General features: G+C 34.1%; 28 protein-coding genes and 1 pseudogene. All 29 read left to right on the top strand.

The features are described 5' to 3' along the window. The first annotated feature begins 2 nt into the window (after nt 1–2). The 29 genes and pseudogenes from pseB (at nt 3) to BACINT_RS12400 (ending at nt 26,762) form a co-directional block, all read left to right on the top strand. A complete protein-coding gene (gene pseB / locus BACINT_RS12545; RefSeq protein ID WP_007663620.1) occupies nt 3–1,031 on the top strand; it encodes a UDP-N-acetylglucosamine 4,6-dehydratase (inverting) in 1,029 nt (342 codons plus the stop codon). Between the two features lie 2 nt (nt 1,032–1,033). Continuing rightward, nucleotides 1,034–2,191 (top strand): UDP-4-amino-4,6-dideoxy-N-acetyl-beta-L-altrosamine transaminase, encoded by a 1,158-nt coding sequence (gene pseC / locus BACINT_RS12540; protein WP_007663617.1) that lies wholly within the window; start codon nt 1,034–1,036, stop codon nt 2,189–2,191. Next, nucleotides 2,191–2,874, top strand: a complete 684-nt coding sequence (gene pseF, locus BACINT_RS12535) for a pseudaminic acid cytidylyltransferase (RefSeq protein WP_007663615.1) — start codon at nt 2,191–2,193, stop codon at nt 2,872–2,874. The genes pseC and pseF overlap by 1 nt, the downstream gene beginning before the upstream one ends. Before the next feature lie 44 nt (nt 2,875–2,918). After that, nucleotides 2,919–3,881 carry a hypothetical protein gene (locus BACINT_RS12530; RefSeq protein WP_007663613.1) on the top strand — a complete coding sequence of 321 codons (963 nt, stop codon included), beginning with the start codon at nt 2,919–2,921 and terminating at the stop codon, nt 3,879–3,881. Next, nucleotides 3,878–4,468, top strand: coding sequence for a UDP-4-amino-4,6-dideoxy-N-acetyl-beta-L-altrosamine N-acetyltransferase (pseH, locus tag BACINT_RS12525; protein ID WP_007663611.1), 591 nt, complete (start codon nt 3,878–3,880; stop codon nt 4,466–4,468). Before BACINT_RS12530 ends, pseH begins: the two co-directional genes overlap by 4 nt. 4 nt (nt 4,469–4,472) lie before the next feature. Then, nucleotides 4,473–5,504, top strand: coding sequence for a pseudaminic acid synthase (gene pseI / locus BACINT_RS12520; protein ID WP_007663608.1), 1,032 nt, complete (start codon nt 4,473–4,475; stop codon nt 5,502–5,504). A 4-nt stretch (nt 5,505–5,508) separates the two neighbouring features. Further along, nucleotides 5,509–5,739 carry an acyl carrier protein gene (locus BACINT_RS12515; RefSeq protein WP_007663605.1) on the top strand — a complete coding sequence of 77 codons (231 nt, stop codon included), beginning with the start codon at nt 5,509–5,511 and terminating at the stop codon, nt 5,737–5,739. Further along, a complete protein-coding gene (locus BACINT_RS12510; protein ID WP_007663602.1) occupies nt 5,736–6,485 on the top strand; it encodes an SDR family NAD(P)-dependent oxidoreductase in 750 nt (249 codons plus the stop codon). The genes BACINT_RS12515 and BACINT_RS12510 overlap by 4 nt, the downstream gene beginning before the upstream one ends. A 3-nt stretch (nt 6,486–6,488) precedes the next feature. Next, the gene (locus tag BACINT_RS12505; RefSeq protein WP_007663599.1) at nt 6,489–7,223 is read left to right on the top strand and encodes an SDR family NAD(P)-dependent oxidoreductase; all 735 of its coding nucleotides are present in this window, start codon (nt 6,489–6,491) and stop codon (nt 7,221–7,223) included. 2 nt (nt 7,224–7,225) lie between these two features. Next, the gene (locus BACINT_RS12500) at nt 7,226–8,053 is read left to right on the top strand and encodes a transketolase (protein ID WP_007663596.1); all 828 of its coding nucleotides are present in this window, start codon (nt 7,226–7,228) and stop codon (nt 8,051–8,053) included. 5 nt (nt 8,054–8,058) lie between these two features. After that, nucleotides 8,059–9,030: a transketolase family protein gene (locus BACINT_RS12495; RefSeq protein ID WP_007663593.1), complete on the top strand. Its 972-nt coding sequence runs from the start codon at nt 8,059–8,061 to the stop codon at nt 9,028–9,030. 6 nt (nt 9,031–9,036) lie between these two features. Continuing rightward, nucleotides 9,037–9,273, top strand: coding sequence for a phosphopantetheine-binding protein (locus tag BACINT_RS12490; protein WP_007663580.1), 237 nt, complete (start codon nt 9,037–9,039; stop codon nt 9,271–9,273). 5 nt (nt 9,274–9,278) lie between these two features. Next, the gene (locus BACINT_RS12485) at nt 9,279–10,691 is read left to right on the top strand and encodes an AMP-binding protein (protein ID WP_007663575.1); all 1,413 of its coding nucleotides are present in this window, start codon (nt 9,279–9,281) and stop codon (nt 10,689–10,691) included. Next, the gene (locus tag BACINT_RS12480) at nt 10,678–11,751 is read left to right on the top strand and encodes a 3-oxoacyl-ACP synthase III family protein (protein WP_007663573.1); all 1,074 of its coding nucleotides are present in this window, start codon (nt 10,678–10,680) and stop codon (nt 11,749–11,751) included. Before BACINT_RS12485 ends, BACINT_RS12480 begins: the two co-directional genes overlap by 14 nt. Continuing rightward, a complete protein-coding gene (locus tag BACINT_RS12475) occupies nt 11,726–12,337 on the top strand; it encodes an MBL fold metallo-hydrolase (protein ID WP_007663568.1) in 612 nt (203 codons plus the stop codon). Before BACINT_RS12480 ends, BACINT_RS12475 begins: the two co-directional genes overlap by 26 nt. Then, nucleotides 12,324–13,313, top strand: a complete 990-nt coding sequence (locus BACINT_RS12470; protein ID WP_007663565.1) for a hypothetical protein — start codon at nt 12,324–12,326, stop codon at nt 13,311–13,313. The genes BACINT_RS12475 and BACINT_RS12470 overlap by 14 nt, the downstream gene beginning before the upstream one ends. 4 nt (nt 13,314–13,317) lie before the next feature. Beyond that, nucleotides 13,318–14,337, top strand: coding sequence for an NAD-dependent epimerase/dehydratase family protein (locus tag BACINT_RS12465; RefSeq protein WP_007663562.1), 1,020 nt, complete (start codon nt 13,318–13,320; stop codon nt 14,335–14,337). Nucleotides 14,338–14,361: 24 nt separating this feature from the next. After that, entirely contained in the window at nt 14,362–15,510 is a 1,149-nt protein-coding gene (locus BACINT_RS12460) for a TDP-N-acetylfucosamine:lipid II N-acetylfucosaminyltransferase family protein (protein ID WP_007663560.1), read from the top strand. Next, a complete protein-coding gene (locus BACINT_RS12455) occupies nt 15,510–16,925 on the top strand; it encodes a lipopolysaccharide biosynthesis protein (protein WP_007663558.1) in 1,416 nt (471 codons plus the stop codon). The genes BACINT_RS12460 and BACINT_RS12455 overlap by 1 nt, the downstream gene beginning before the upstream one ends. A 3-nt stretch (nt 16,926–16,928) precedes the next feature. Continuing rightward, nucleotides 16,929–18,091, top strand: a pseudogene (locus BACINT_RS12445) (EpsG family protein). 1 nt (nt 18,092) lies between these two features. Continuing rightward, nucleotides 18,093–18,944, top strand: coding sequence for a hypothetical protein (locus tag BACINT_RS12440; RefSeq protein WP_007663549.1), 852 nt, complete (start codon nt 18,093–18,095; stop codon nt 18,942–18,944). A gap of 2 nt (nt 18,945–18,946) precedes the next feature. Then, nucleotides 18,947–19,579, top strand: a complete 633-nt coding sequence (locus tag BACINT_RS12435; protein WP_007663546.1) for a CatB-related O-acetyltransferase — start codon at nt 18,947–18,949, stop codon at nt 19,577–19,579. A 60-nt stretch (nt 19,580–19,639) separates the two neighbouring features. Further along, complete coding sequence (locus BACINT_RS12430; RefSeq protein ID WP_007663542.1) at nt 19,640–20,713, top strand: polysaccharide biosynthesis protein; 1,074 nt, start codon at nt 19,640–19,642, stop codon at nt 20,711–20,713. Between the two features lie 177 nt (nt 20,714–20,890). Beyond that, entirely contained in the window at nt 20,891–22,072 is a 1,182-nt protein-coding gene (gene wecB, locus BACINT_RS12425) for a non-hydrolyzing UDP-N-acetylglucosamine 2-epimerase (protein ID WP_007663540.1), read from the top strand. A 6-nt stretch (nt 22,073–22,078) separates the two neighbouring features. Continuing rightward, complete coding sequence (locus BACINT_RS12420; protein WP_007663539.1) at nt 22,079–23,098, top strand: hypothetical protein; 1,020 nt, start codon at nt 22,079–22,081, stop codon at nt 23,096–23,098. Further along, complete coding sequence (locus tag BACINT_RS12415) at nt 23,071–24,312, top strand: glycosyltransferase family 4 protein (RefSeq protein WP_007663538.1); 1,242 nt, start codon at nt 23,071–23,073, stop codon at nt 24,310–24,312. The genes BACINT_RS12420 and BACINT_RS12415 overlap by 28 nt, the downstream gene beginning before the upstream one ends. 9 nt (nt 24,313–24,321) lie before the next feature. Then, on the top strand, nt 24,322–24,903 hold the full coding sequence (locus tag BACINT_RS12410) for an acyltransferase (RefSeq protein ID WP_007663537.1): 582 nt from the start codon (nt 24,322–24,324) through the stop codon (nt 24,901–24,903). Between the two features lie 19 nt (nt 24,904–24,922). Then, nucleotides 24,923–25,777 (top strand): polysaccharide deacetylase family protein, encoded by an 855-nt coding sequence (locus BACINT_RS12405; protein WP_007663536.1) that lies wholly within the window; start codon nt 24,923–24,925, stop codon nt 25,775–25,777. A gap of 7 nt (nt 25,778–25,784) precedes the next feature. Beyond that, nucleotides 25,785–26,762: an NAD-dependent epimerase/dehydratase family protein gene (locus BACINT_RS12400; RefSeq protein WP_007663535.1), complete on the top strand. Its 978-nt coding sequence runs from the start codon at nt 25,785–25,787 to the stop codon at nt 26,760–26,762. The last annotated feature ends 28 nt before the right edge of the window (nt 26,763–26,790 follow it).

Genomic DNA, 26,790 nt, shown 5'->3' with positions numbered 1-26,790 from the left:
ATATGCTAAATGGTAAATCTATCCTTATAACTGGTGGAACGGGTTCTTTTGGGAAAAAGTTTGTAGAAACAGTTTTTAGAGATTATCCCGGAATAAAAAAAATTATTGTTTATTCGCGAGGAGAATCAGCTCAATATGTTATGCAGAGGCAATATCCTCATAAACAGTATCCTCAATTGCGCTTTTTTATAGGAGATATAAGAGATAAAGAGCGATTATTGAGAGCATGTAGTGAGGTTGATATTTTAATTCATGCAGCATCTATATCACAACCTGATACTGCAGAATACAATCCGGAAGAGTGCGTGAAAACTAATGTTATAGGAGCTCAGAATGTTATAGATGTAGCTCTTATTTGTAATATAAAAAATATTATTTCACTATCATCAGATAAGGCATGTGCACCAATTAATTTATATGGAGCATCCCAGTTATTATCCGATAAACTTTTTGTTGCAGCCAATAATATAAAGGGAAGAAAAGATATTAAATTTTCTGTTGTTCGTTATGGTAATGTAATAGGGGCAAGAGGTTCTGTTATTCCATATTTTATTGAACGTAGGGATATGGGTGCAAAGGAACTTCCTATTACAGACAAACGGATGACTCGTTTTAATGTTACACAACAGACAGCTGTAGATATGGTGATATGTGCTATACAAAATCACTTAGGAGGAGAGATTTTTATTCCGAAATGTCCGTCATATCGCATTACTGATGTGGCTATGGCAATAGCTCCTAATCTTGCACAAAGTGAAGTTGGTATTCGTCCTAGCGAAAAGTTACACGAACAAATGATATCGAAAGATGATGCGATAAATACGATTGATTTAGGTAGTTCATATGCAATTCTTCCTGCTATAGCGTTTACTGATAACCGCAACAAGGAAACCTATCTTACTCATTATAATGCAAAATCGGTTCCTGAAGATTTTGCTTATGGTTCAGACACAAATACGGAGTGGGAGACTGTTGATTCATTGAGGGATAAAATACGTAGATATGTAAATTCAAATTTTAAAGTAAAATAATTATGATAGACCATACTCTTTCTTATGGTCGCCAGTATATTACTGACGAAGATATTCAGGCTGTGGTAGAGGCTCTTAAATCTGATTATCTCACTCAGGGGCCAAAGATTAATAAATTTGAGAAAGCATTTGCTGAATTTTGTGACAGCAAATATGCTTGTGTGGTAAGTAATGGTACTGCAGCTTTGCATTTGTGTGCTATGGCTTTGGGGATTACCCCCGGCGATAAAATAATTACTACTCCAAATACTTTTGTTGCTAGTGCCAATGGTTTTCGTTATCAAGGAGCAGAGATTGTTTTCTGCGATATTCATCCTCAGACTTTCTTGATTGATTTAGATAGATTAGAAACTATTTTGAAAGCTTCTCCTAAAGGAACATATAAAGCTGTAGTTCCTGTAGACTTTGCTGGATATCCTATTGATGGTGAAAGGATGAGACAACTTGCAGTCGAGTATAATTTTGCTATTGTAGAGGATGCTTGTCATGCTCCAGGTGCTACTTTCACTGATAGTAAAGGAATAGTAAACCGAGTGGGTAATAGTTTATACGCCGATCTTACAGTTTTTTCTTTCCATCCTGTAAAACATATTGCTACAGGTGAGGGTGGAGCTGTAACAACTAACAATAGGGAGCTTTATGAAAAGTTGTGTCTTTATAGAACTCATGGTATTACTCGTGATCCTGAAAAACTGATAAAGCATGATGGAGGGTGGTATTACGAAATGCAAGAACTTGGTTACAACTATCGTTTTACTGAATTTCAAGCAGCATTGGGGATCTCTCAATTAAGTAGAATGGATTGGAGTATTTCTCGCCGTGGGGAGATTGCAAAGAAATATGATAAAGCTTTTGAAGGAACCGTTATTAAAACTCCTTTTAGAGCAGATAATATTCTTCATGCATTTCACTTATATATTATTCAGGTTGATAATAGAAAAGCCTTGTATGACTTTTTGCGTGAGAATAACATCTTTGCCCAAGTTCTTTATGCGCCGGCACACTTGATGCCATATTATAAACAATTTGGATGGAAAGAAGGAGATTGTCCTGTTGCTGAGGAATACTACACTAAGTGTTTGGCATTACCGATGTTTCCTTCACTTACTAATGAAGAACAGGATTGGGTAATTGAAAAGGTTTTAGAATTTGTAAGGTGATGAGGAACATAGCAATTATACCTGCTCGTGGTGGTAGCAAACGTATTCCTCATAAAAATGTCAAGCTTTTTATGGGTAAACCTATCATTGCCTACTCCATTGAAACAGCTCTTTCAACGCATCTCTTTGATGAAGTTATGGTATCAACGGATGATTTGGAAATAGCGGAAGTGGCACGACAATATGGAGCTTCAGTTCCTTTTTTGAGAACAGAAGAAACTGCAAATGATTATGCTACATTAGCAGATGTTATTCGAGAAGTATTGGATAGGTATAAAGAACAAGGAGATTTTTTTGATAATATGTGTTGTATTTTGGCAACTTCTCCACTACTTCTGAATGAGGATATTGTTGTTGGCTATGAAAGATTGATTCATTCGGATTTTTCGTCTATAGTACCTGTTGTACAGTTCTCATATCCTATATTGCGTTCATATGGTATGAACAGTGAGGGGGAAATTTATTTCAATTGGCCGGAATATGCTAAAACTCGTAGCCAGGATTTGGAATCTGCCTATCATGATTCAGGTACATTCTATTGGCATAAGATTGACCGATGGCTCTCTGGTGACATTAAAAGGGGAGGGATAGTGGTTGACGAAGATCGAGTGCAAGATATTGACACAGAACAGGATTGGAGGATGGCAGAATTTAAGTATAAAATGCTATATGTTCGCGGGTAAATACCTAAAATATTAATTCATATTACTGCTATATAATATAAAGATTGAAGAAAAGAATATTATTTCGAGCAGATGCTAATGTCCAAATAGGTTATGGTCATTTTGTTCGTACATTGGCTTTAGCAGATATGCTAAAAGATGATTTTGAGTGTGTATTTTATACTCAAGAACCGACAGAATATCAAAGGCAGGCAGTTGGTGAAGTTTGTGATCTTGTAGCTCTTCCATCTGATGAAACTAAATTTGATGTATTTCTTTCCTGTCTTTCTGGTAATGAAATAGTCTTTTTGGATAATTATTTCTTTACATCTGAATATGAGAGACAAATAAAGAGAAAGGGATGTAAATTGGTTTGTCTGGCTTCATATAATATGCATCACTATTCAGATGTTTTAATTAATTATGTAGAGGAGGATTTTTCAAAGTATTCTGTTGAACCATATACTAAAATATTATGTGGGTTTGAGTGGGTTATTCTTCGCGCACCATTTAGGAAATATAAATCAGAAAAAAAAATATCATCTAATATCATCACAATATGTTTTGGAGGTACAGATCAATATTTATTGACGGAAAAAACATTTAGGTATTTGAAAAACTGTAAACTTCAATATGAAATTCATCTTATAGCTTCTAGTGTTATTGGTACTGAAAGAATTCGTGAGTTTTTGTCAGAAGGGTTAGCGGTTCACATAGATGCTTCCGCACAAGAAATAGCTAACCTTTTTGACATATCAAAATTTGCTATATTATCAAGTAGTATGATCTGCTATGAGGCGTTATCAAGAGGGACAAAGGTTCTTTCTGGATATTATGTTGATAACCAAGTAGGTATGTATAATGCTTTATTGAAGACTAATTCCATTGTACCATTAGGAAATCTGCTTGATGAAAATTATCTAAACTCGTTGGTTGCGGCTTTAACATGTGATAATTTGAACGTAGCATCTTTTATTGATTATTCAAAACAAAAAGAAAAATATATCTCAATCTTTCATTTGTTATGAATATAGATCGAAATAAAATTTATCAAATAAATAACTATACGTATAAAAACTTTGTAGGTCTTACTCTTGAAGAAGTGAAGTTAGTTTGGGAGTGGAGAAATCATGAGGATATACGTAAGTGGATGATAACAAAAGATATTATTCCGTTTGAAAATCATTGTACTTTTGTATATAATTTGTCAGAAAGGAATGATGCATATTATTGGCTATTTTATAGGAATAATATACCGATAGGGGTGTTGAGTATCATAAATGTAGATTATGAACATAAAGAAGGAGAACCTGGATACTACCTTTCACCGTATATGGCAAATTCTGGTATAGGTATAGAGATACAGTATTACTATAAAAAGTTGTTTTTTGACGAATTAGGATTTGAAAATCTTTTTGGGTATCTTTTGTGGGGTAATACTAATGCGTATCAATTATCCAGATTCTTTGGCGCAATAGAGGATAAGATTGTAGAAATTGATGGTCGGAAATATGTGAAAATGCATACGCCTGCAACTGAGTTTCGAAAACTATCAGGAGATAAATTGATAAATCAGTTTGTTAGATTTAACAAACAAAATCCCGTTAAATGGTGATTCTATGAAACTAAAAGAGAATAGAGTTTATATTATTGCTGAATTGTCAGCCAACCATAATCATAATTTTGATTTGGCTGTGAAAACTATTGAAGCAATGGCGGCTTCAGGTGCTGATGCAGTTAAAGTACAAACATATAAGCCGGATTCGCTTGTTATGGATATAAATAACGAACATTTCGGTATGATAAAATCGGGGCTTTGGAAAGGAGTTACCCGTTATCAATTATATACTGATGCTTATATGCCTTATGAATGGCAGCCAGAATTAAAGAATATATCAGAACGGTTAGGTTTGGATTTCTTTTCTACACCATTTGATTTAGAAGGAGTGGCTTTTTTGCAAAAAATGGAAATTCCTATCTATAAGATTGCTTCTTTTGAGATAAATGATATACCTCTTATCAAGCAGGTGGCTAAGGTAGGCAAACCTATAATTATGTCTACAGGTGTTGCCGATTACAATGATATAAAAATAGCTCTTGATGCTTGTTATGAAATGGGTAATAAAGATGTTTCATTGTTGAAATGTACGTCAGAATATCCTGCATCGTTAGAACAGGCTAATCTTTTGACAATTCCTGATATGATTGCTACTTTTAAGACTGTAGTTGGGGTTTCAGATCATACGATGGGGAGTGTGGTGCCAATGACTTCTGTTGCACTAGGTGCAAAAATTATAGAAAAGCATTTTATTTTAGACAGATCGTTAGGTGGGCCAGATTCTTCTTTTTCGATGGAACCTCAAGAATTTAAAAAAATGGTGGATGGTGTAAGAGATGTGGAAAGTGCATTAGGGGGGATAAAAAGAGAAATCTCGGATAGAGAACGGGCTAAAAGAAGAGCCATTTATGCCATTGTGGATATTAATCCAGGTGACATTTTTACCGTTGAGAATACAAAATCGTTTAGGCCTGCTGATGGCTTATCGCCTGTTTATTATGAACAAATGTTAGGGCAAGTAGCTAAGAGATGCATTCCTATGGGAGAACCTTTGCAGTTAAGTGATATTGATATTAATAATAAAATAATTTAAGAATATGGAATTACAGGATTTTATTCAAAACATAGTGAATTTGTTTGATGACATTGACACTAGTAACTTTTCAGTATTGACTGATTTTAAAGATAATGATGAGTGGAATTCGTTATTAGTATTATCTGTTATTGCTATGGTGGATGAGGAATATGGTATCATTATTACAAGTGATGACATTAGACAGGCAAAAACTATTGGAGATTTATATAGCATCGTTAAATCTAAGCAATGAACTATAATCCATTTTCTTTAGAGTACAAACGGATTCTTATAACAGGAGCAGGTAGTGGAATAGGTCGTTCTATTGCCATTGAGGCTGCTAAAATGGGTGCAATACTACTGTTAGTCGATATTAATATAGATGCATTGAATGAAACGGTAGGTATGTTAGAGAGCGAGAATTGTAGTGTGTATCAGATAAATCTTGCTAATTATAATGAGATTTTGGATTTTGTAGAGTTAATTGATCCAATTGATGGGCTGGTGAATAATGCAGGTATTTCGAATACGAAGCCGTTGCATTTTATCAGTGAAGAGGAATATGAGAAGGTATTAGCTGTTAATACTAAAGCACCTATCTTTTTAACTAATCTCTTGTACAAGAGGAAGAAAATTAAGAAAAATGCTTCAATTGTATTCATGTCTTCACTGGCTGGGTTATATACTTTTACTCCTGCGAATGGATTATACTCTTTATCAAAGGGTGCTATTACGTCTTATTCAAAAAGTTGTGCAGTAGAATTTGCAGTGAGGGGGATTCGCTCTAATAGTGTACACCCTTCAATGGTTAATACTGATCTGAAAATGAAATTGAGTTTTTCTGAGGAAGATTATAAGAAGGATATGCAAAAATATCTGTTGAAAAGATATGCGGAACCTTTTGAAATAGCTTACGCCGTTATTTTTTTGCTTAGTGATGCTGCGTCTTATATTACGGGGCATACTTTAATTATAGATGGTGGTAGATCGTTGAAATAGTGCATGAAAGGTAAGAATATTATAATAACAGGTGCGAACCGTGGCATAGGTAAGGTTCTTGTAGAAATGTTTGCGAAAGCTGGTACTAATGTTTGGGCATGCATGCGTAAAGAAAGCGAAAGTTTCATCATGTGGAAAGCAGAACTAGAGCGAGTACATAATGTTTGGATAAAACTTGTTTATTTTGATATAACTGATGGTGAATCACTTAATATTGGAATAAAAAAAATTCTCGATGAGAACTTGAAAATAGATATTCTTATAAATAATGCTGGTATCTCTACTGTGGGATTGTTAAGTCAGACTAAAATAGAGGATGTAAAAGTGTTGTTTGATACCAATTATTTTTCTATGCTCAATATTATTCAGAAAATATCAAAAAAAATGATTAGGCAAAGAAGTGGGGTAATAATTAATATGGGCTCTATTGCAGGTATCGAACCACAGCCAGGTAAGATTGCGTATGGAAGTAGTAAGGCTGCCGTATTATTTATGACCCAATGTTTGGCGAAAGAATTGGGACCTCTTGGAATTAGGGTAAATGCCATAGCTCCTGGACCGATAGAAACTGAAATGATTCAACAATATAATACTGAACAATTAAAACAGTTATCAGTAGAGTCGTCGTTAAGACGTCTGGGTAAAACAGAAGAAATTGCTCAAGTAGCATTATTCTTGGCATCGGAACGAGCTTCATATATCAATGGTGCGATTATTAAAGTTGATGGAGGACGATAATTATGGAAAGTGGTAAGTTAGATTCTAAAGAACTCATAAATCTTTGTAGAAAAATGCGCCTTCATGCTTTGGATATGGCGTTGGCTGCTGGAAGGCGAGGAGCTCATTTGAGTGGTAGCTTGTCCTGTATTGAAATCTATGCGGTACTTTATGGTTCTATTTTAAAGTATAATGTTTCAAATCCAAGATGGGAAGGACGTGATCGTTTTATTGCGGGTAAAGAGCATGCTCGATTGGCTGAATTTCCTGTAATGGCGGAAATGGGTTTTTTTCCAATTGAAAAGTTAAACTCATATGAAGAAGACAATGGTTTGTTAGTTGGCCATCAAAGGAATTTGGATTTAGGCTTAGAGTATGCTTCCTTAAGTCTGGGTATGGAGCTTTCCTTTGCGGTAGGTAAATCTATTTATGCTAAACAAAATAATCTTCCATATCATGTATATGTTCTTTTGGGAGATGCAGAATGTAATGAAGGTTCTATTTGGGAAGCTGTCCTTACAGCCGGACATTATAAATTGGATAATCTAACTGTGATTGTTGATAGGAACTATATGGCAGTAGATGGCAATACCGAAGATTGGATGGCACAAATGGATATGGAACTTAAGTTTAAATCTTTTGGTTGGGAATCTAAAACGGTGAATGGACATAGTGTCGAGCAGTTGATAGACTCATTACAATATAGGCCAATTGATAAGCCTTATGCTTTGATAGCTGAAACGGTTAAAGGAAAAGGCGTTTCGTTTATGGAGAATAATAAATTATGGCATCAGGCCGTATTGTCAGAAGAGCAATATAAAACAGCTTACGCAGAAATTTTAAATTCATAGAGTATATGGTTATTAGTACTCCACTTATAAAAGCTTATGCTAGATTAGGGCAAAAAGGAGCAGCTGCCGGTATTGGTATGCTTGAAGTAGCTAAAAGCGATCCTAATTTGAGAGTTGTGGTTGCAGATAGTATTGCTATTGCAAGCTTGGATAGATTTTATGCAAACTACCCGGATAAGGTCATTAATGTGGGCATTGCCGAGCAAAATATGATAGGTATTGCAGCTGGTATAGCATCTGAATCTGGTAGTAATGTGTTTGCTTGTACTTATGCTGAATTTATTATTACAAGAACAGTTGAGATGATACGTCAAAATCTCTCTTATCATCAATTTAATGTTAAGTTAATAGGAAATTCTGCTGGTTTTGCAATGGAGACCTTGGCTGTATCTCATTGGGCTACAGAAGATATTGCACTTGTAAGAGCTTTGCCTAATATAATTATTCTTTCAGCTTCTGACTGTTTGGCTGCAATTAAATTAGTCATTGCTGCTTCTTTGATTGAAGGCCCGGTCTATTTACGGTTGTCTGGTGGATTAAATTGTCCTATTGTTTATGAAAAAGATTGTGATTTTACTATTGGTAAATCTAATATAATTAAAAAAGGTGAAGATGTTGCAATCCTTGCAACAGGTTTGATGGTTCGAGAGGCTATGGATGCCGCTGAGATGTTAAAAGAAAAAAATGTTAATGCTACTGTGGTGGATATGTATACTATTAAACCTTTAGATACGGGGCTTTTAGATACTATCTTTTCTACTCATCGTTTGGTTGTTACTGTTGAAGAGCATAATATTATTGGAGGATTGGGTAGTTCCATTGCCGAATATAAGTGTGATAATGATTTACATGTTAGATTAGTAAGAATAGGTGTAAATGATCGGTTTGGAGAACTTGGTTCTTTGAGATATATTTGGAAACAGCATGGATTAACAGCTGAGCAGATAGCTGGTAAAATTGAGTTTTTGTTAAAATAATTAGTTATGACAAATTTGGAGAAATATCAAAATGCGTTTGTGGAAGGTTTGGAACTTCCATGTGAAAGTGTGGAAAGTGCAACGATGGATACTGTTGAACGTTGGGATTCTATTGGACAAATGAGTTTGATGGCAATTATTGAGGATGAGTTTCAAATAGAATTTGAACCTGATGAAATCATTGCTTTTACTTCTTATCAGGCAGGTTTGGACATTTTGAGGAAGCGTAATATTGAATTTTAGTTTATATGATTTTTGATATAGACAAAAAAAGCAAGCTATCAACCGCTATTATTGATGATAGTGGGAATAGGTTGACATATGGAGACTTGACTATCTTTTGTGATACTTTGAAAAGAAAAATTCCTGAAAGAAAACTAGTGTTTTGTTTATGTAAAAACACTGCACCATCATTGGCGGGATTTTTGGCTTTGTATGACAATAAAGATGTTGCTTTATTACTTAATGCTAGTATGGAAAAAGGATTACTTGATAATCTTTATAAAATATATAAGCCTGAGTATATATGGTGTCCTTCAAATATGAGAGAGGTTGGAGAAACGGAGATTATTGAAGAATATTTAGGCTATGTATTATATAAAACAACTAATGATACACCTGCTTTAAATCCTGATTTATCTTTGTTATTAACCACCTCAGGTACTACTGGAAGTCCTAAATTAGTACGTCATAAATATGGCAACATAGAGATTAATGCTCAAAATGTTGCAAATGTATTTGGATGGAATACTACTGAAAGGGGGATCTGTGATTTGCCAATGCAATATACTATGGGGCTGAATGTTATCAATAGTCATTTATATGCTGGTGCAACAGTTTTGCTTCTTTCTAATCATCTCTTAAGTCCGCTCTTTTGGAGTTTTATTAAGGAACAAAGGGGAACTAATTTCACAGGAGTTCCATACAGCTATGAAATCCTGAAGAAAATGAAATTTACTCAAATGGATTTGCCATATCTCAAGACAATGGCTGAGGGCGGGGGGAAACTTTCAAATTCTCTATTTGAGTATTTTTCAGAATATGCCTCTTATAGCGGTAAGCGGTTCATTGCAACTTTTGGTACTACAGAAACATCTGCTAGATTAGCTTATCTTCCAGCTGAGTTGGCAACTAAAAAATGTGCTAGTATAGGTTTCGCAATTCCAGGAGGAACTATTGTATTAAAAGATGACCAAGGTAAAGTTGTAGCTAATTCTCATGTAGAGGGAGAATTGTGTTATCAAGGTCCTAATGTGACAATGGGATATGCGGAGTCTGTAGAAGATTTGGTGAAAGGCGATGAGTTTAAAGGTGAATATTGTACTGGTGATATAGCCTTTAGGGATGAGGATGGCTGCTATTTTATTATTGGTAGGAAAAAACGTTTCTTAAAGTTATTCGGTTTGCGAGTTAGTTTGGATCAATGTGAGAAAATAGTAGCAGATGGATTATTTATTGATTGTGCATGTAGTGGAAATGATAATAGAATGTTTGTGTATATAACAGAGGCAGGAAAAGAAGAACAAGTTAAAAAACTCATTTCAATAAAAACAGGACTTCCTTTAACATCCTTAACTGTAAAATGTGTAGATGAAATTTATCGAAATGAGTCTGGTAAGATCAATTATCGGAAATTAGATAACGAATATGGCATTTTTTAAGATAGATAATGTAAAAATAGCAGGAATCTCTGCTTGCGTACCTCCGAAGCAAGTTGAAAATATAGATTCTACTCTCATAGAAGATAAAAAAGAATTAGAAAAATACATAGAAACCACCGGAGTCAAAAGAAGGTATATTGCCGAAGAGGGAATTTGTTCTTCTGATTTGTGTTTAGAGGCAGCAGAAAAAATAATTGAGGAATTGGATTGGAAAAAGGAAGATATTGAGTGCTTGATATTTGTCTCTCAAACTCCGGATTATATTTTTCCAGCTACAGCATGTGTTCTTCAAGATAGATTAAAACTCTCTTCTAACTGTATGAGTTTTGATATCACTATGAGTTGCCCTGGTTGGATTTACGGACTTTCCACAATTTCTGCAATTTTGAGTGCTGGGAAAATAAAGAAAGGGCTATTGCTTGTAGGGGAAACATCTACCAAAGCTAAATCTCCTTATGATAGAGTAAATTTGTTGGCTGGTGATGCTGGAACAGCTACAGCTCTTGAATTTAATACGTCAGCTTCACCGATCATCTTTGATATGCATACTGATGGAAGTAATTTTAAATCACTGATTATTCCTGATGGTGGATATAGAAACCCTGTAACTAAAGAATCTTTTGAGTATGTAATGTGTAAGGATGATATTTTAAGAAATAGACTCCAAGCGAATATGGAAGGAGATAGTATTTTTTCTTTTGCAGTAAATACTGCTCCTAAAGAGATTAATGCACTTTTATCTAAGTTAGCAGTAGATAAGGCTGATGTAGACTATTTCTTGATTCATCAGGCAAATCAAATGATTAATAAGTTTATTCAAAAGCGGCTGAAAGTTGATGATTCTAAGTGTATATATAATATCACAGATTTTGGTAATACATCATCTACATCTATACCATTAATGATCATTAGTAAACTTAGAGAAAAATTTAATGGGAAGAAAATTGTGTGTAGTGCCTTTGGTACAGGTTTGGCATGGGGGACTATGGTTATGGATACGTCTACGGACGGGGTTTTTCCTGAGTTGATAAGATATGCTGGCGATAAAACAGATAATTAACTCTGTTTACAATTCCAATACATTCCTGCTTTACACGAAGAATAGTAGTGAATGCTGGCTTGTTGATGCGGGAGATGTGGATAAAGTGATAGGTGCTATTCCCGAAGGAAAAAAGTTAGTTGGTGTATTGTTTACTCATACTCATTATGACCATATTTATGGTATTAATGAACTGTTGAGGCAATATCCTGAGTTGATTCTCTATACAAATGAATTTGGAAAAACAGCTTTATTGTCACCTAAATTGAATTGTTCACGTTATCACATGGAGGCAGAAGATATCGTTTGCTGTCGGCCGGAGAATATTATTACTATTAATGAAGGGGAAAAATTGAGGCTCTTTTCTGGCAATGATAGTTTTGTGTCGGTTTATGCGACTCCGGGGCATGACAAAAGCTGTTTATGTTATACAGTAAGTGGCTGTTTCTTCAGTGGTGATTCATATATACCAGGCTTGAAAGTGATTGCTTCTTTTCCTAATAGTAATCGAGTTGATGCAGAAATCTCTCAGCAACGAATAATACAATTGTCTCGTAACTTAAGTTTATATCCTGGTCATGGAAGCGTAGAATATGGTAGAGAATAACATGGTAAGATTTCTTTTATTATTGATGATTGTTTTGAATTCTGGGAGTATTAGTGCTGAGAAAGATTCTTCCCCATACATAATTTCCACAAAAAAAATATATACGGGAAAACCCTATGCTTCATTTACATCATTGATTAATTATAAAGGACGCTTTTATTGTGCATTTCGGGAGGCAAAAAAACATTATGATCCTAGCGGAGAAGATGTTGGGATTATTAGAATTTTGCATTCAAAAAACGGGAAACGTTGGCAGCCTTTTTTATCGTATAGTGTAGATGGTATAGATTTACGGGATCCAAAACTCACAGTAACGCCGGAAGGAAAAGTTATGCTGTTGGTAGAAGAAGTAAAATATGAGAATAAAGTGGCTGTTTTAAGAAAATCATGTGTCAGCTTTTTCTCTTCCAATAAATCACATACAGAATTGATTCCTATAAGTTTTAAACCTAATATGGATTGGAATTGGTTATGGGATGTGTCATGGATAGATGGAATAGCTTATGGTTATATTTATGCACCTTATTTTGCGTTCGTAAAATCTTTTAATGGTATTAATTATAAACTTGTAGATAAACCTACAATTGATAATTCTCCGACAGAGGCATCGGTGGCGAAGTTGGGGGATAAATTTTTCTCCGTTGTACGACGAAAACAGAATGCTTATGTGGGAATAAGTAATGATGGTGATCAATGGCAATGGAAAGATGGAGGTATGCGGATCGGATGTCCTAAACTATTTACTTATAAGGATAACGTTTATACAGTTGGGCGTGCCTATAATGGTAAGATGAATTGCACAGCTCTATTTAAGGTTGATCAAACTAGTGGCAAGTTAGTGATGTTGCTTGAATTATCATCAGATATGGATAGTGCGTATCCTGGCGCAGTTGTAAAAGACGGAATGCTTTATATTTCATATTATCAAGGAGATTTAATGAAAAGTTCTATCTATTTTTCACGGATAAAATTGTAAGACAATGAATTCTATTTATTCACAAGTAGTCAATCCAAACCAAGAATTTTCTATTGTTGGTGGATTATGTAGTCATGGTGAGCGCATACGGATATTGATTTTGGGAGCTTTTGGGTTTATTGGTACAAATATTTTAAAGTTTATTGATGATTATCTTTCTGGACAGTATGAAGTTGTAGTATTTGATAGGACAAATAAGCATCCTAAGGGAGTGGAAATAAATTCTATTTCAAAGGTTTATACTGGCGATATAACATCTACTTTGGACATAGAAAATATATTTAGGAATGAAGCTGAGTTTGATGTTGTTTTGCATTTAGTTACCACAACAGTTCCTGCTGCATCAAATGACTATAGATATGACATAGAAACAAATTTGATTTCTACTATTCAATTATTAGAAATGTGCAAGAAATATAAGGCACATAAAATAATCTATTTATCTTCTGGAGGGGCTATCTATGGTGACATGGCGAATGCTCATTCGGAAAATCAGGTAGCTAAGCCGATATCTTCATATGGAATAACCAAATTGGCTGTTGAAAATTATATGTATCTCTATAAAAGACTCTTTGACTTAGATTATCTAATTGTCAGGTTGTCAAATCCATATGGTCCATATCATTATTCAACGAAGCAGGGAGTTATAAATATTGCTATACAAAAAGCTTTGAGAGGTGAAAAACTGTCTATATGGGGAGATGGGACAGGGTGTAAAGATTATATCTATATTGAAGATTTTTGCAGAATACTATTCATTTTAATAAATATGAATTATAAGAATGAGATTGTTAATATTGGCTCTGGGTCTGTATATTCTTTAAATGATATAGTTGAAACCATTCATAAACAATTGCCTTCTTTTGGATGGGAATATACATGTTGTCACCAAAGCGATGTAGTCGATTTTACATTGGATATAAGTAAATTGTTATCTATAATAGGAGATATGAGATTTATAGCGTTAGCAGAAGGTATTTCTAAAACTTTGGCTTGGCATAAAGATAATAAGTTTGTGTTGTAGGTATTATATTAAAAATATTGATTAATGAAAATACTTCATTTAATTATAGATCATCAAGTGATTGAGCGAATGCTTGGGGTGTATGAGAATGTTTTTCCATATCATAATGATGTTGTTATATTTAGTTTGACTACTGATTTTAAACATTTGCGTAAGTATAAAGAATGTCCAGTGATTCTGCGAAATCAAGGTAGAAAAGAAGGAAAGGTCTTTGATTTCTCTAGCTATACTCATATCATTGCTCATTATTTAACAATGGATATGATTGACTTTATCAAGTCAGCACCAATAGATGTTCATGTTTGTTGGGAGGTGTATGGCGCTGATTTGTATAATCAATTTTTGGAGCCAAATGGTTTTAAGTTATACTATACAGATCCTGTGAGATATGACAAATATAGAGTCTTTAGGAGGTATTTACCATATTTATTTAAACTGGCTCTTGAAGTTAAAGGGTATAAGTATCAATTTAACTTTCAAATCAATAAACAATTTAAATATATTTCTCATCGAATAAATAGTATTCAACATTGTTGTTATTATGATGTAGCGCTTATAGAACAGTATGCTTCAAGAAAGATCTATTCTTATGAGGTTTTTAATTATTCATTATCAGAAGTCTTAGGAAAGTTGAAAGATACTCCTTTCTTTGACGGTGATACAATTATGGTAGGTAACTCAGCTTCTTACTCAAATAATCATTTGTATGTACTGAATTTCCTGAAGAGAATGGATTTGAAAGATGAGTTGAGATTTACTCTTGTTTTGTCTTATGGTGGTAGCAAACAATATGTGAGTGAAGTTGAGAATGCTTATAAATCCTCTTTTCCTCAAAAAGTTGAAGTACTTACAAGTTATCTTCCACTCCAAGTTTATAATCAGATTTTTCTTAAAGTACGCTCCATGATAATGTCCGCCTGGAGACAGGAGTCTATAGGAACTATAATTATGGGGTTTTACCTAGGTGTTAAGGTTTTTATGTCAGAAAGGAGTCCTTTATATAAGTGGTTTGTGGATTGCGGATTTAATGTTTTTGCAATAGAGACAGCGAAAGAAGAGGATTTAGATACTCCGTTATCCATTAAAGACAAGCAACGAAATAGGGAGATTGTTTTGGAACGTTATAATGAGGAAAGGATAGCGCGATCTCTTAAAGAAAATATAGTGGACTAATGGCAGAGACAGGTAAGTCATTTGTTAAGAAATTTATAGGTTTTTCTGTTGTAACCTGGGTTTCTTTTATTATAAGTTTTTTATCTGCACCTATATCTACACGACTATTTGATCCTTCTGTGTTAGGTAAGATAAATATATTTAATACATATACCAATCTTTGGGGAATTTTAATTTTAGTAGGATTGGATCAGGCTTATGCTCGGTTTTATTATGAACGGCCTAATAACAGAACTGTTGGATATCTTTTCACATTTTGTTTTGCAGTGACTTATTCCTTGATTTTGCTGTTTGTTATTCTTGCAATACCATTTAGAGATTTTTTGTCTCAAGTGATGTTTCAAGAGAAAGACAATTTGCTGTTGTGGCTATTTTTCTTAAGTGTTTTTTGTACTGCTACATTAAGATACTTGAACTTGACATATCGGATGGAGAAGGATATTAAGTTGTATACTATACAAGGTATCTTAATGGCTTTGATTTCTAAGGTTCTTTACATTGGGGTGGGTTTTTGGGATTCTTCTTATAAACCAGCTTTAGTAGTGTTGACAGTGTCTCATCTTATTCTTGCGTTAGTTTTTTTATTGATACAGAAAGAACGTTTTGAGAAAATAAGAAAGTATGATAAGGAGGTCACAAAAGAAATATTTTCTTTTGCCATCCCACTGATACCGGTTTCTATCTTGATGTGGGCTAACTCTTCTATTCCACAGATCGTAATGCAAAATACCATGGATTATCATAGTGTTGGCATATTTACTTCTGCTGTAGCATTGGCAAACATAATACTACTTGTGCAAGCTGGATTTAATACTTATTGGGTGCCTTATACTTATGAAAATTATAAAACACAAACAGGGCAATTTTTTAAGGTTCATCGCTATTTAGTTTGTGTCTTAACCCTATTTGGTTTGTTTGTTGTTCTTTCCCAAGATATTATTTTTTTATTGCTTGGTGAGAAGTATAGGGCTGCCAAAGTGTTTTTCCCTTTCTTGATTTTGGCGCCGATTTGTTATATTATTGGTGAGACGACAGGGATGGGTATTGGCATTTCGAAGAAAACTTATTTAAATATAATTGTGTTTATAGTTTCTGTTATCGTTAATATTCTTTTCTGTATGTTACTGCGTATTCCAATGGGAATTCCTGGGATTGCTATTGCTACATCAATAGCGGCTATAGTTTCCATGACTCTAAAAACATACCTTGGTGAAAAACACTATCATGTGGTGGAATCGTATAAATATATGTTTTTTTCAGTGATAGCTATTACTGCTAGTGCTATTGTAACACTTTTGATGGGTAATGTACTTGTAAAATATTCTTTGTTATTAGTTGTTGTGTTTGCTACAGGATTGTTTTTCAGACATGAGGTGAGCGATTTATTCAGATACACAAAAAGTTTTGTTCGTTAATCAATGTTATATACCCTTTCTTTACTCTTTTGTCTTTTTATAGCAATATGGTATGATATTTTAAACCAATCGAGGTATAAGAATACTTGGTATTATATTTTGTTGCTTTGGTTTATTGCTATATCAGCATTGCAGTTTCAGGTTGGTACTGATCTACCTAATTATATGAAAGAATATAAACAGTTTGATGTATATAACTTTGATTTTTTTGATTTGTTTGAAGGGGGGGAGGATAGACGACAGCCAGGATGGATTCTTTTGATGTATGGGTGCAGGTTCTTCACGGGGGACTTCGTCCTTTTTAAAACAATTCAAGCGGTATTTTTAAATGTGGCTGTTTTTTCATTTTTTAAGAAAGAAACAAAAAGTATTTTTTATGTATATTCCTTTATGCGCTTATCAGTTATTTAGTATTAAATTTTAATTTATTACGTCAATCTTTTGCTTTGGGTTTTGCCTTATATAGCTATTCTTATTTGAAGGATAAACAAATAGCTAAGTATTTATTATGTGTGTTTGCTGCATTTATGTTTCATAATTCTGCATTTTTAATATTACTGGCAATACTATTTAATTTTGTGAAATATAAAAAAACGACGCTTTGGTTAACTTTATGTATAGCCATTATATTTATATATTTTATATATACTGTGGATATAACCATGCTGTTTCTTGACTTTTTTAAATCTGAATCTGTTGATTCAAATATATCTTCTATTGGTTTGGGATATATGCAAAGTGAAGATTTGGGAATAAGAGAAGAGTTTGCAATATTTTCTTTGCGACGGTTGTGTATACTTATTGTGTTGATATATGTTCTTTTCAAAACAAAAAATATGCCGTTAATCTATATGGGAGGGGCATATTTAGCTATAAATATTTTAACGGGAATTTTTCCAATAATTTGGCGATTTAGGATATATTTTGATATCAGTTACATGGTAATACTTGCTACGTTTATTAAAGAATTTGAAATGCCTAGGCTAAAAAGTTGTTCTAAATATATGTCTGTTCTTTTTATTTGTGTGATCCTTTACTTTTTTTTAAGAGACTATCTTACTCCTTATGCAGGTTCTTCAATGAGATATATTGATCAATATTATCCGTATCATTCTATATTTGATCCTGTCGTTGAATACGAACGACAAAATTATTTTCAGTTGTAATATGAAAAATGTTTGTAAGAAAATTTATGTCTTTGTTGGTGCGCTGTTAGAGATGTGTGTCTCTATGTTATCAGTTTTATTATTTAGTTCTTTTAGAGCGAATAGAAGTTTTAGGAATATTCAAAAAACATTATATCCTGATACTACTATTCATATTTTGTGTAATGGTCCTTCATTAAAGACTGCAATTTACCAATCTAACTTTGAAGGATTGAATTTACTTGTTGTAAATTATTTCGCATTGACAGATATGTTTTTTATATTAAAGCCGAATTATTATATTATTTTGGATCCAAATCTTTCACGAAAATCATCTAATCAATTAGAGCAAAGAACTAAATTAATTGAAGCTATTGCTGGAATTTCATGGGAGATGAAATTATTTGTTCCCCATGATGTTTCCAATGATTGGATGGAAAAAATCAAAGATAATAGATGCGTTACAATCATTAAATATAATCAGACCCCGGTTTCTGGTTTTAAAACTATATCACATTGTATTTATAAAAAATCCTTAGGTATGCCATTACCTCAAAATGTTCTTAATGCAGCCATCTTTTGTGCGATTAATGCAGGATTTAAAAAACTATATTTATATGGAGCAGAGCATTCGTGGATGAAAAATTTTGATGTTGATGAATGTACTCATCGTATATATTTGAATGATGGGCATTTTTATAAAAGTGAAAACATAAGATATATGACTAAAGGTAGTTATAAAAAATGGTTGAAGTGGATTTATTTGATGATGAATTCACATGATATGTTAAGGGAATATGCAAATTATAGAGGAGTAACTATTCTTAATAGAACTCCCAATTCATTTATCGATGCTTATGATTTTGATAGGTAATTATGATGGGATATTTGAAAGGTTATTTGATTAATATATTTAATCCTTCCGTTTCGCTATTTGCGTTAGTTGATAATATTTCGGTGATTAATAAAAGAGCAAAGATAAAAAGGACAGTAAAGATTATCAATTCTAATATAGGTAGTTATTCTTATATTTCTCCAGGTACAGTAGTTGTCTATGCAGATATAGGGAGATTTTGTTCTATAGGTTCGAACTGTAATATAGGTTTGGCCTCTCATACAGTTAATTATTTGTCAACATCTCCCATTTTTACTGAACATGTAAATTCAACAGGTTCATCTTGGCGTACAGATACTATTTCAACTCCATATAGAAAGATTGAGATTAAAAATGATGTCTGGATTGGAAATAATGTTTGTATTATGGGGGGAGTAAAAATAGGCAATGGAGCTGTTATTGGTGCTGGTGCAGTTGTGACAAAAGATGTGCCAGACTATGCAATTGTGGGAGGAGTTCCAGCAAGAATTATAAAATATAGATTTAGTGAAGATATCATTGACAGATTGAAGAAAATAGAATGGTGGAATTATTCAGATTGTATGTTGAAAAGTAAAATATCTTATTTTTCTGATATATTGACTGTTGAATTATTAAACGAATTTGAAGAATGATATTTTTGTGTTTAAGTGAAATCATTAGTGGAAGTTGAACGATAATATAATATAGTAAAAATGTCTATTTTTAAAGGTAAAATTCTTTTGATTACTGGAGGTACAGGTTCTTTCGGTAATGCAGTTTTACGTCGTTTTCTTGATTCAGATATTAAGGAGATACGTATATTTTCAAGAGATGAAAAGAAACAGGATGATATGCGTCATGCTTTACAAAATCCTAAAGTGAAATTTTATATTGGTAATGTACGTGATAAGGCTTCTGTTGATGTGGCTATGCGTGGTGTAGATTATGTGTTTGCTGCTGCTGCTTTAAAACAAGTGCCAAGTTGTGAGTTTTTTCCAATGGAGGCAACAATGACCAATGTGATAGGTACTGGTAATGTGCTTGCATCAGCAATTGAACATGGTGTGAAGAATGTGGTTGTGCTTTCAACAGATAAGGCTGCATATCCTATTAATGCTATGGGTATCAGCAAGGCACTGATGGAGAAAATTGCGATGGCCAAAGGACGTGAATTGGGGGAAAATGCGCAAACTACTATTTGCTGTACACGTTATGGTAATGTAATGGCAAGTCGTGGTTCGGTGATTCCATTGTGGGTAGAGCAAATAGAACAGGGAAACCCTATAACTATAACCGATCCAAATATGACACGTTTCATGATGACATTGGATGATGCAGTTGATTTAGTTATTTATGCATTTATGCATGGGAAGAATGGAGATCTTTTTGTTCAAAAAGCACCAGCTGCTACTCTTGAAACACTTGCAGAAGCTTTAAAGCAAGTTTATGCAGAAATTAATCCTAAGTATGGTGACACCGAAGTGAAAGTTATTGGTACTCGTCATGGAGAAAAACTTTATGAGACACTTGTTACTCGTGAAGAAATGGCTAAGGCTATAGATATGGGGGATTATTATCGTATTCCTTGTGATAATCGTGATTTGAACTATGATAAATTTTTTAATGAAGGAAATAAAGAAATTGCTAAAATAGAAGATTATCATAGTCATAACACTCGTCGTCTTGATGTAGGGGGCATGAAAGAGCTACTTCTAAAGCTTCGTTTTATTCGTGAAGATTTAGGCCTTCAGCAACGTTCTAAAGCGAAAGAAATACGTTCAGAGTAAAGTTTATATAATCTCAGTAGAGATCATTTTCTCATGTCAGATTTTAATTGTTTTTTATCTACCTCTCGTCTATCTGACATCTTCAGTTGTAATTTGTTTTGATAGATTAACTAGAATAACTACCTAATTAAAATTTAGGTGGATGATGGTTATTTATACTAATTTGTACTTAATAAATTGAATATAAAATTAGATTATTCAGATATTGAGTTTCAGGAGAATGGTAAACTGAAACTCTTGATTATTGTGGGCACACGTCCAGAGATTATTCGTTTGGCGGCTGTCATAAATAAATGTCGTAAATATTTTGATTGTATACTAGCTCATACAGGACAGAATTATGATTATAACTTGAATGGGATTTTCTTTCGTGACTTGAAGTTGAAAGCCCCAGAAGTGTATATGGATGCTGTGGGAGATGACTTGGGTGCCACAATGGGAAATATTATTAATGCCAGTTATAAACTAATGCTTCAAGTGAAGCCTGATGCCGTGTTAGTACTGGGTGATACAAATTCTTGTCTCAGTGTAATAAGTGCCAAACGACTGCATATTCCTATTTTCCACATGGAAGCTGGTAACCGTTGTTTTGACGAATGTTTGCCAGAAGAAACTAATCGTCGTATTGTAGACATTATCTCCGATATGAATCTTTGTTATTCGGAACATGCTCGCAGATACTTGAATGTTGCAGGAGTAGCAAAAGAACGCACTTATGTGACTGGTTCGCCTATGGCAGAAGTACTTCATGAGAATCTACAGGAAATAGAATCTTCAGATATCCACAGAAGATTGAATTTGCAAAAAGGGAAATACATTTTGCTGTCGGCTCATAGAGAAGAGAATATTGATACAGAAAGGAATTTTTGTTCTTTATTTAATGCCATTAATGCTATGGCAGAAAAGTATGATATGCCGATTCTTTATAGTTGTCATCCTCGTAGTCGTAATCGTTTGACTGCAAGTGGATTTAAACTTGATTCTCGCGTGATACAGCACGAACCTCTTGGCTTTCATGATTACAATTGTTTGCAGATGAATGCATATGCTGTAGTGAGTGATAGTGGTACCTTGCCAGAGGAAAGCAGTTTCTTTACTTCGGTGGGTTATCCTTTTCCTGCTATCTGTATTCGTACAAGTACGGAGCGTCCGGAGGCTTTGGACAAAGGAGGATTTGTATTGGCTGGCATTGATGAAAAGTCATTATTGCAGGCAGTGGATACGGCTGTCGAAATGAATAATAATGGAGATAATGGCGTTCCTGTTCCTGATTATATGGATGAGAATGTATCGACTAAAGTTGTGAAACTGATTCAGAGCTATACTGGAGTAGTGAACAAGATGGTTTGGAGAAAGTAGAGAAGGATGGCAGCTATTGAAAAGTTTAAGGATATAAAAGTTTTGGAAGTAACAGATGATTATTTTTTAGGTTCTAAAGGTTACCAAATCTTTAAATATGATTTTTTGCAGAAGAAATATGATTTTTTTGCTAATGTCATAGATGGATATCGTTTTTTTGCTACATATCCTTTATTTAGGAGATTTTTACGTGCTGAAATAAACGGTTTATATTCATTGAAGAATGGAAATTATTTGCTAATTGCAAAGAAGGGCATATTCTATAAGAATAATCATTCTGCTGTTTTTAGAAAGGTATTTTCTATATCAAGAGGATCTAGGCCTCTAAATCTATGTGAGTTGCCTAATGGGCACATTTATTGGGGTGAATATTTTGCCAATATAGAGAAAGAAGCAGTTCATATATATGTATCTATTGATGGTGGTTTAACTTGGAAAATAGCCTATACCTTCTCTGAAGGTAATATAAATCATATCCATGGTTTGTTTTGGGATGAATTTACAAATCAGTTGTGGTTTTGCACAGGCGATAGAGAGAATGAGTGCATTATTGGTTATACTGAGGATGAGTTTCAGACAATAGTTGAGGTGTTTAGGGGAAATCAGGAGTATCGTTCGTGTCAGTTGTTCTTTTATGAACATTTTGTTGTTTTTGCTACAGATTCTCAATATGTGCAGAATGAAATCAAAATGTTTGCTAGGGATTCTATGCAAATTAAATCATTGGTAAAAATACAAGGAACTGCCATAAAGGGAGGACAGTTAGGGAATATATCTTTTCTTTCAACGACAGTAGAGCCATCTAAAATAAATAAAGATAGATATTCACATTTATGGATTACGGATGATGGCATAAATTGGCGTGAAATCTTCAAAGAGAAGAAGGATATATGGCCGTTTATATTTCAATTTGGTAGTATCGAATTTCCCATATATAAATGTGGTAGAGTATTGCAAAGAATCTTTTTTAACGGGAGGGCATTAAAAAATATAGATGGATGTTCGCTTTCAATATCTCTAGAATAGAAATGAAGGTTTTATTAATAACACAGTATTTTTATCCTGAGAATTTTAAAAGTAATGATATTGCTTTTGAATTAGTGAAAAGAGGTTATGAAGTAGATGCACTAGTAGGTATCCCTAATTATCCGGAAGGGCAAATCTATAATGGATATGGTCTCTTTAAGAAACGTCGGGAGAATGTAAAAGGAGTGAATGTATACCGCTCCTTTCAGATACCACGTGGCAAAGGAGGAGGATTAAGGCTAATGATTAATTACCTGAGTTTTGTTTTTTCTTCGTGTTTTAATGTGTTTTTTTATTTTGCTTGGAGAAATTATGATGCAGTAATTGTGCATGAAGTCTCGCCTATATTTCAAGCATATCCTGCTATTCTTCTGAGAAAACTAAGAAAAGTTCCAGTTTACCTATGGGTGTTGGATATATGGCCTGATGCTATGATGTCTGGTGGCGGAATCAAAAATAGGAAAATCTTATCATTTGTAAATAGATTAGTGGTAAATATCTATGGTCAATGTGACAGGATATTGATTAGTAGTAAGCGTTTTACCGAATCTATTTTATCTAAAGGAGATTTTGTTGATAAAATAAAGTATTTCCCTAATTGGAGTGATGACTTATTGAAAGTAGATTCGGAATATCCTATTCCTCAATTACCTGATGGTTTTAAAATAATGCTTGCTGGAAATTTAGGACGTTCCCAAAATTTAGATGCAGTTGTTCAGTTGATTCTATCTTTGAGAGATATAAAGGACTTGAAATGGATATTTATAGGTAATGGAAGTGAAAAGGAATGGCTTGATAATTTTATAGAGGCTAATAAATTGAGTGATGTAGCATTTACATTAGGACGTTTTCCACTTGAAGCAATGCCGGGATTCTTTAAAAAGGCTAATGCTCTGCTTGTTACTTTACGATCAGGATTCCCTCATTTGGGAATGGTAGTTCCTGCACGTTTACAGGCATATATGTCTGCTGGAAGGCCTGTCTTAGCAATGATTGGTAATGGTGGAGCAGACGTGATAAAAGAAGCTAATTGTGGTTATGCTGTTCCTGCGGGAGATTACGAGGCTTTGGCTACTATAATTCGAAATAATGTACTGGTGAATAAGGAGGCTTTTGAGACTTTGGGATATAATGGGCGTTGTTACTTTGAGAGAGAATTTCAAAAAGATATCTGTATAGATAATCTGTGCCGAATACTCAAGGAAGATTTTTAATTAACTAGAATGAAAAAACTAAGTTTAACATACCGTTTCCTTTGTTTTATAGGTTTAAATTATTCAGAGGAGGAATATGGTGATGTCAGTCTATTTAAAGTTATTGGGAAGTTTTTTGGAAACATGTATCATGCTCTTTTATTGAGTATGATGAATTGGGTTATTTTTGAACCAATAAATCCAAGAATGTTACGTCCTTTTCTATTGAGGAGACTTGGCTGTAAGGTAGGCAAGGGAGTATTTATTGGAGATCATGTTGTTGTAGATGAGAATCATGCAGATCATATAATATTAGAAGATCATGTGCATATAGCTAGCGGTACTCGTTTGTTATGCCATCAAAGAGATTTATCTAATTACTGTGTTGGGGATGATTATGCGAAGCTTGGTTATAAACTAGGTATAATCCATATGAAAAAGGGTAGTTTAGTTGGTATGGAATCATTTATTATGCCTGGTGTTACTATTGGTGAGGGTGCAATAGTTGGTGCTGGTTCTTTGGTTACAAAAGATATTCCAGCATGGACAATTGCTGCAGGTAGACCTGCTAAGGTCGTGAAAGAAATTCCTCAGAGAATTTCTGTAAAATAATCTAGTAAATATTATTGTTTTGAATATACTAACCTTCGACATTGAGGACTGGTATAATTGCGACTTTATCTCAGGTGATTTCAATTGGGATAAACATGAAGTGCGTATATATCAGGGAGTAGACCGTATTCTTGCAGAATTGGAGAAACGGAATCAAAAAGGAACATTTTTTTGCCTTGGCTGGATTGCGGAAAGACATCCAGATGTGATTCGTTCTATTCAAAAGCAGGGGCATCATATAGGTTGTCATTCCTATCAACATGAGTTATCTTTCCGTTTTGATGAGAAGACATTTAAAGCAGATACATTGAAGGCGAAACGCCTAATAGAAGATGTGACGGGAGAGGAAGTGAATGCATTTCGTGCCCCGGGATTTTCTATCACTAAGAATAATACTTGGGCGCTTTATTGTCTGGCAGAGATGGGATTCAGATATGATTGTTCTATGTTTCCTGCTCCTCATGATTATGGTGGTATGCCAAGTTATGGAGAAGGTGTTCCGAAACGTATTGATGTTGGTGATGGAAGGATTATCAAAGAGTTTCCAATAAATATCCATCAGATAATGGGTAAACATATTGTTTTTTCCGGTGGTGGTTTCTTCCGTTTATTTCCTTATTGGCTGATTAATCATTGGGGAAGACATAGTGATTATATGATGACTTATTTTCATCCGAGAGATTTTGATGAAGAGCAACCTGTCATGAAAAGCTTACCTGTAATGCGTCGTTTTAAGAGTTATGTTGGCATAAAAGGGGCTTTTACTAAGTTTCAAAGGGTATTGGATCATTATGAGTTTTATAATGTAGAACAGGCTGATAAGCTTATTAATTGGAATACTATTCCTATAATGCGATTAGATGATTTAAAATAAGAGACTCATGAATATACTTATTACAGGAATTCACGGTTTTGTGGGCTCCAATCTAGTTATTGCCCTAAAAAAGCGTCATGTTCTTTATGGTCTTGATATCGTCGCTCCTGAAAAGGAGGGAGTAGTGAAGACTTTTGCTTGGGAAGATATTGAATCAACTTCTTTTCCAATGCAGCGTTTGCCACAATTTGATGCCATCATCCATCTGGCCGGTAAAGCACATGATACAAAGAACCAGTCTGTTGCACAGGCGTATTTTGATATCAATACAGGACTGACTCAGAAGATCTTTGATTTCTTTCTGGAATCTACAGCTAAAAAGTTCATATTCTTTAGTTCAGTGAAGGCTGCTGCCGATAGTGTAGTAGGGGATGCGTTGAAGGAAGATGTGGTACCTACTCCAATAGGACCTTACGGAGAGAGTAAGATAGCAGCCGAGAATTATATTCTCGATAAATTAAAAAATAAGAATGAAAAATTAAAACTACATGATGATAGGAAGCAGGTATATATATTGAGACCCTGCATGATTCATGGCCCGGGCAATAAAGGAAACCTGAATTTGCTTTATAATGTGGTAAAGAAAGGTATTCCCTGGCCTTTGGGAGATTTTGAGAATAAGCGTTCGTTCACTTCGATTGATAACTTATGTTATGTGGTGGAAGGTTTGCTGACAAAGAATGTAGCGAGTGGCATTTATCACATGGGTGATGACGAAGCCCTATCTACAAATGAATTGATTACTCTCATGTGTGAGGCTATGGGTAAAGCACCTCATATCTGGAAGATGAACCGGAAGATGATGGAAGGTTGTGCAGGTTTAGGAACTTTACTTCATCTGCCGCTGAATACTGAACGTTTGCGGAAACTGACGGAGAATTACGTGGTTAGTAATGAGAAGATTAAAGCTGCACTTGGCATTGAACGAATGCCTGTTCGTGCTGCTGATGGGATTATGAAAACGATAAAATCGTTTTCAAATTAATAATTAACATTTAAAATTAAAGGGGCAA

The organism is Bacteroides intestinalis DSM 17393 (assembly GCF_000172175.1).
Lineage (GTDB): Bacteria > Bacteroidota > Bacteroidia > Bacteroidales > Bacteroidaceae > Bacteroides > Bacteroides intestinalis.
Note: the sequence above shows the minus strand (reverse complement) of the source record. Positions and strands in the feature narration are given on the sequence as shown.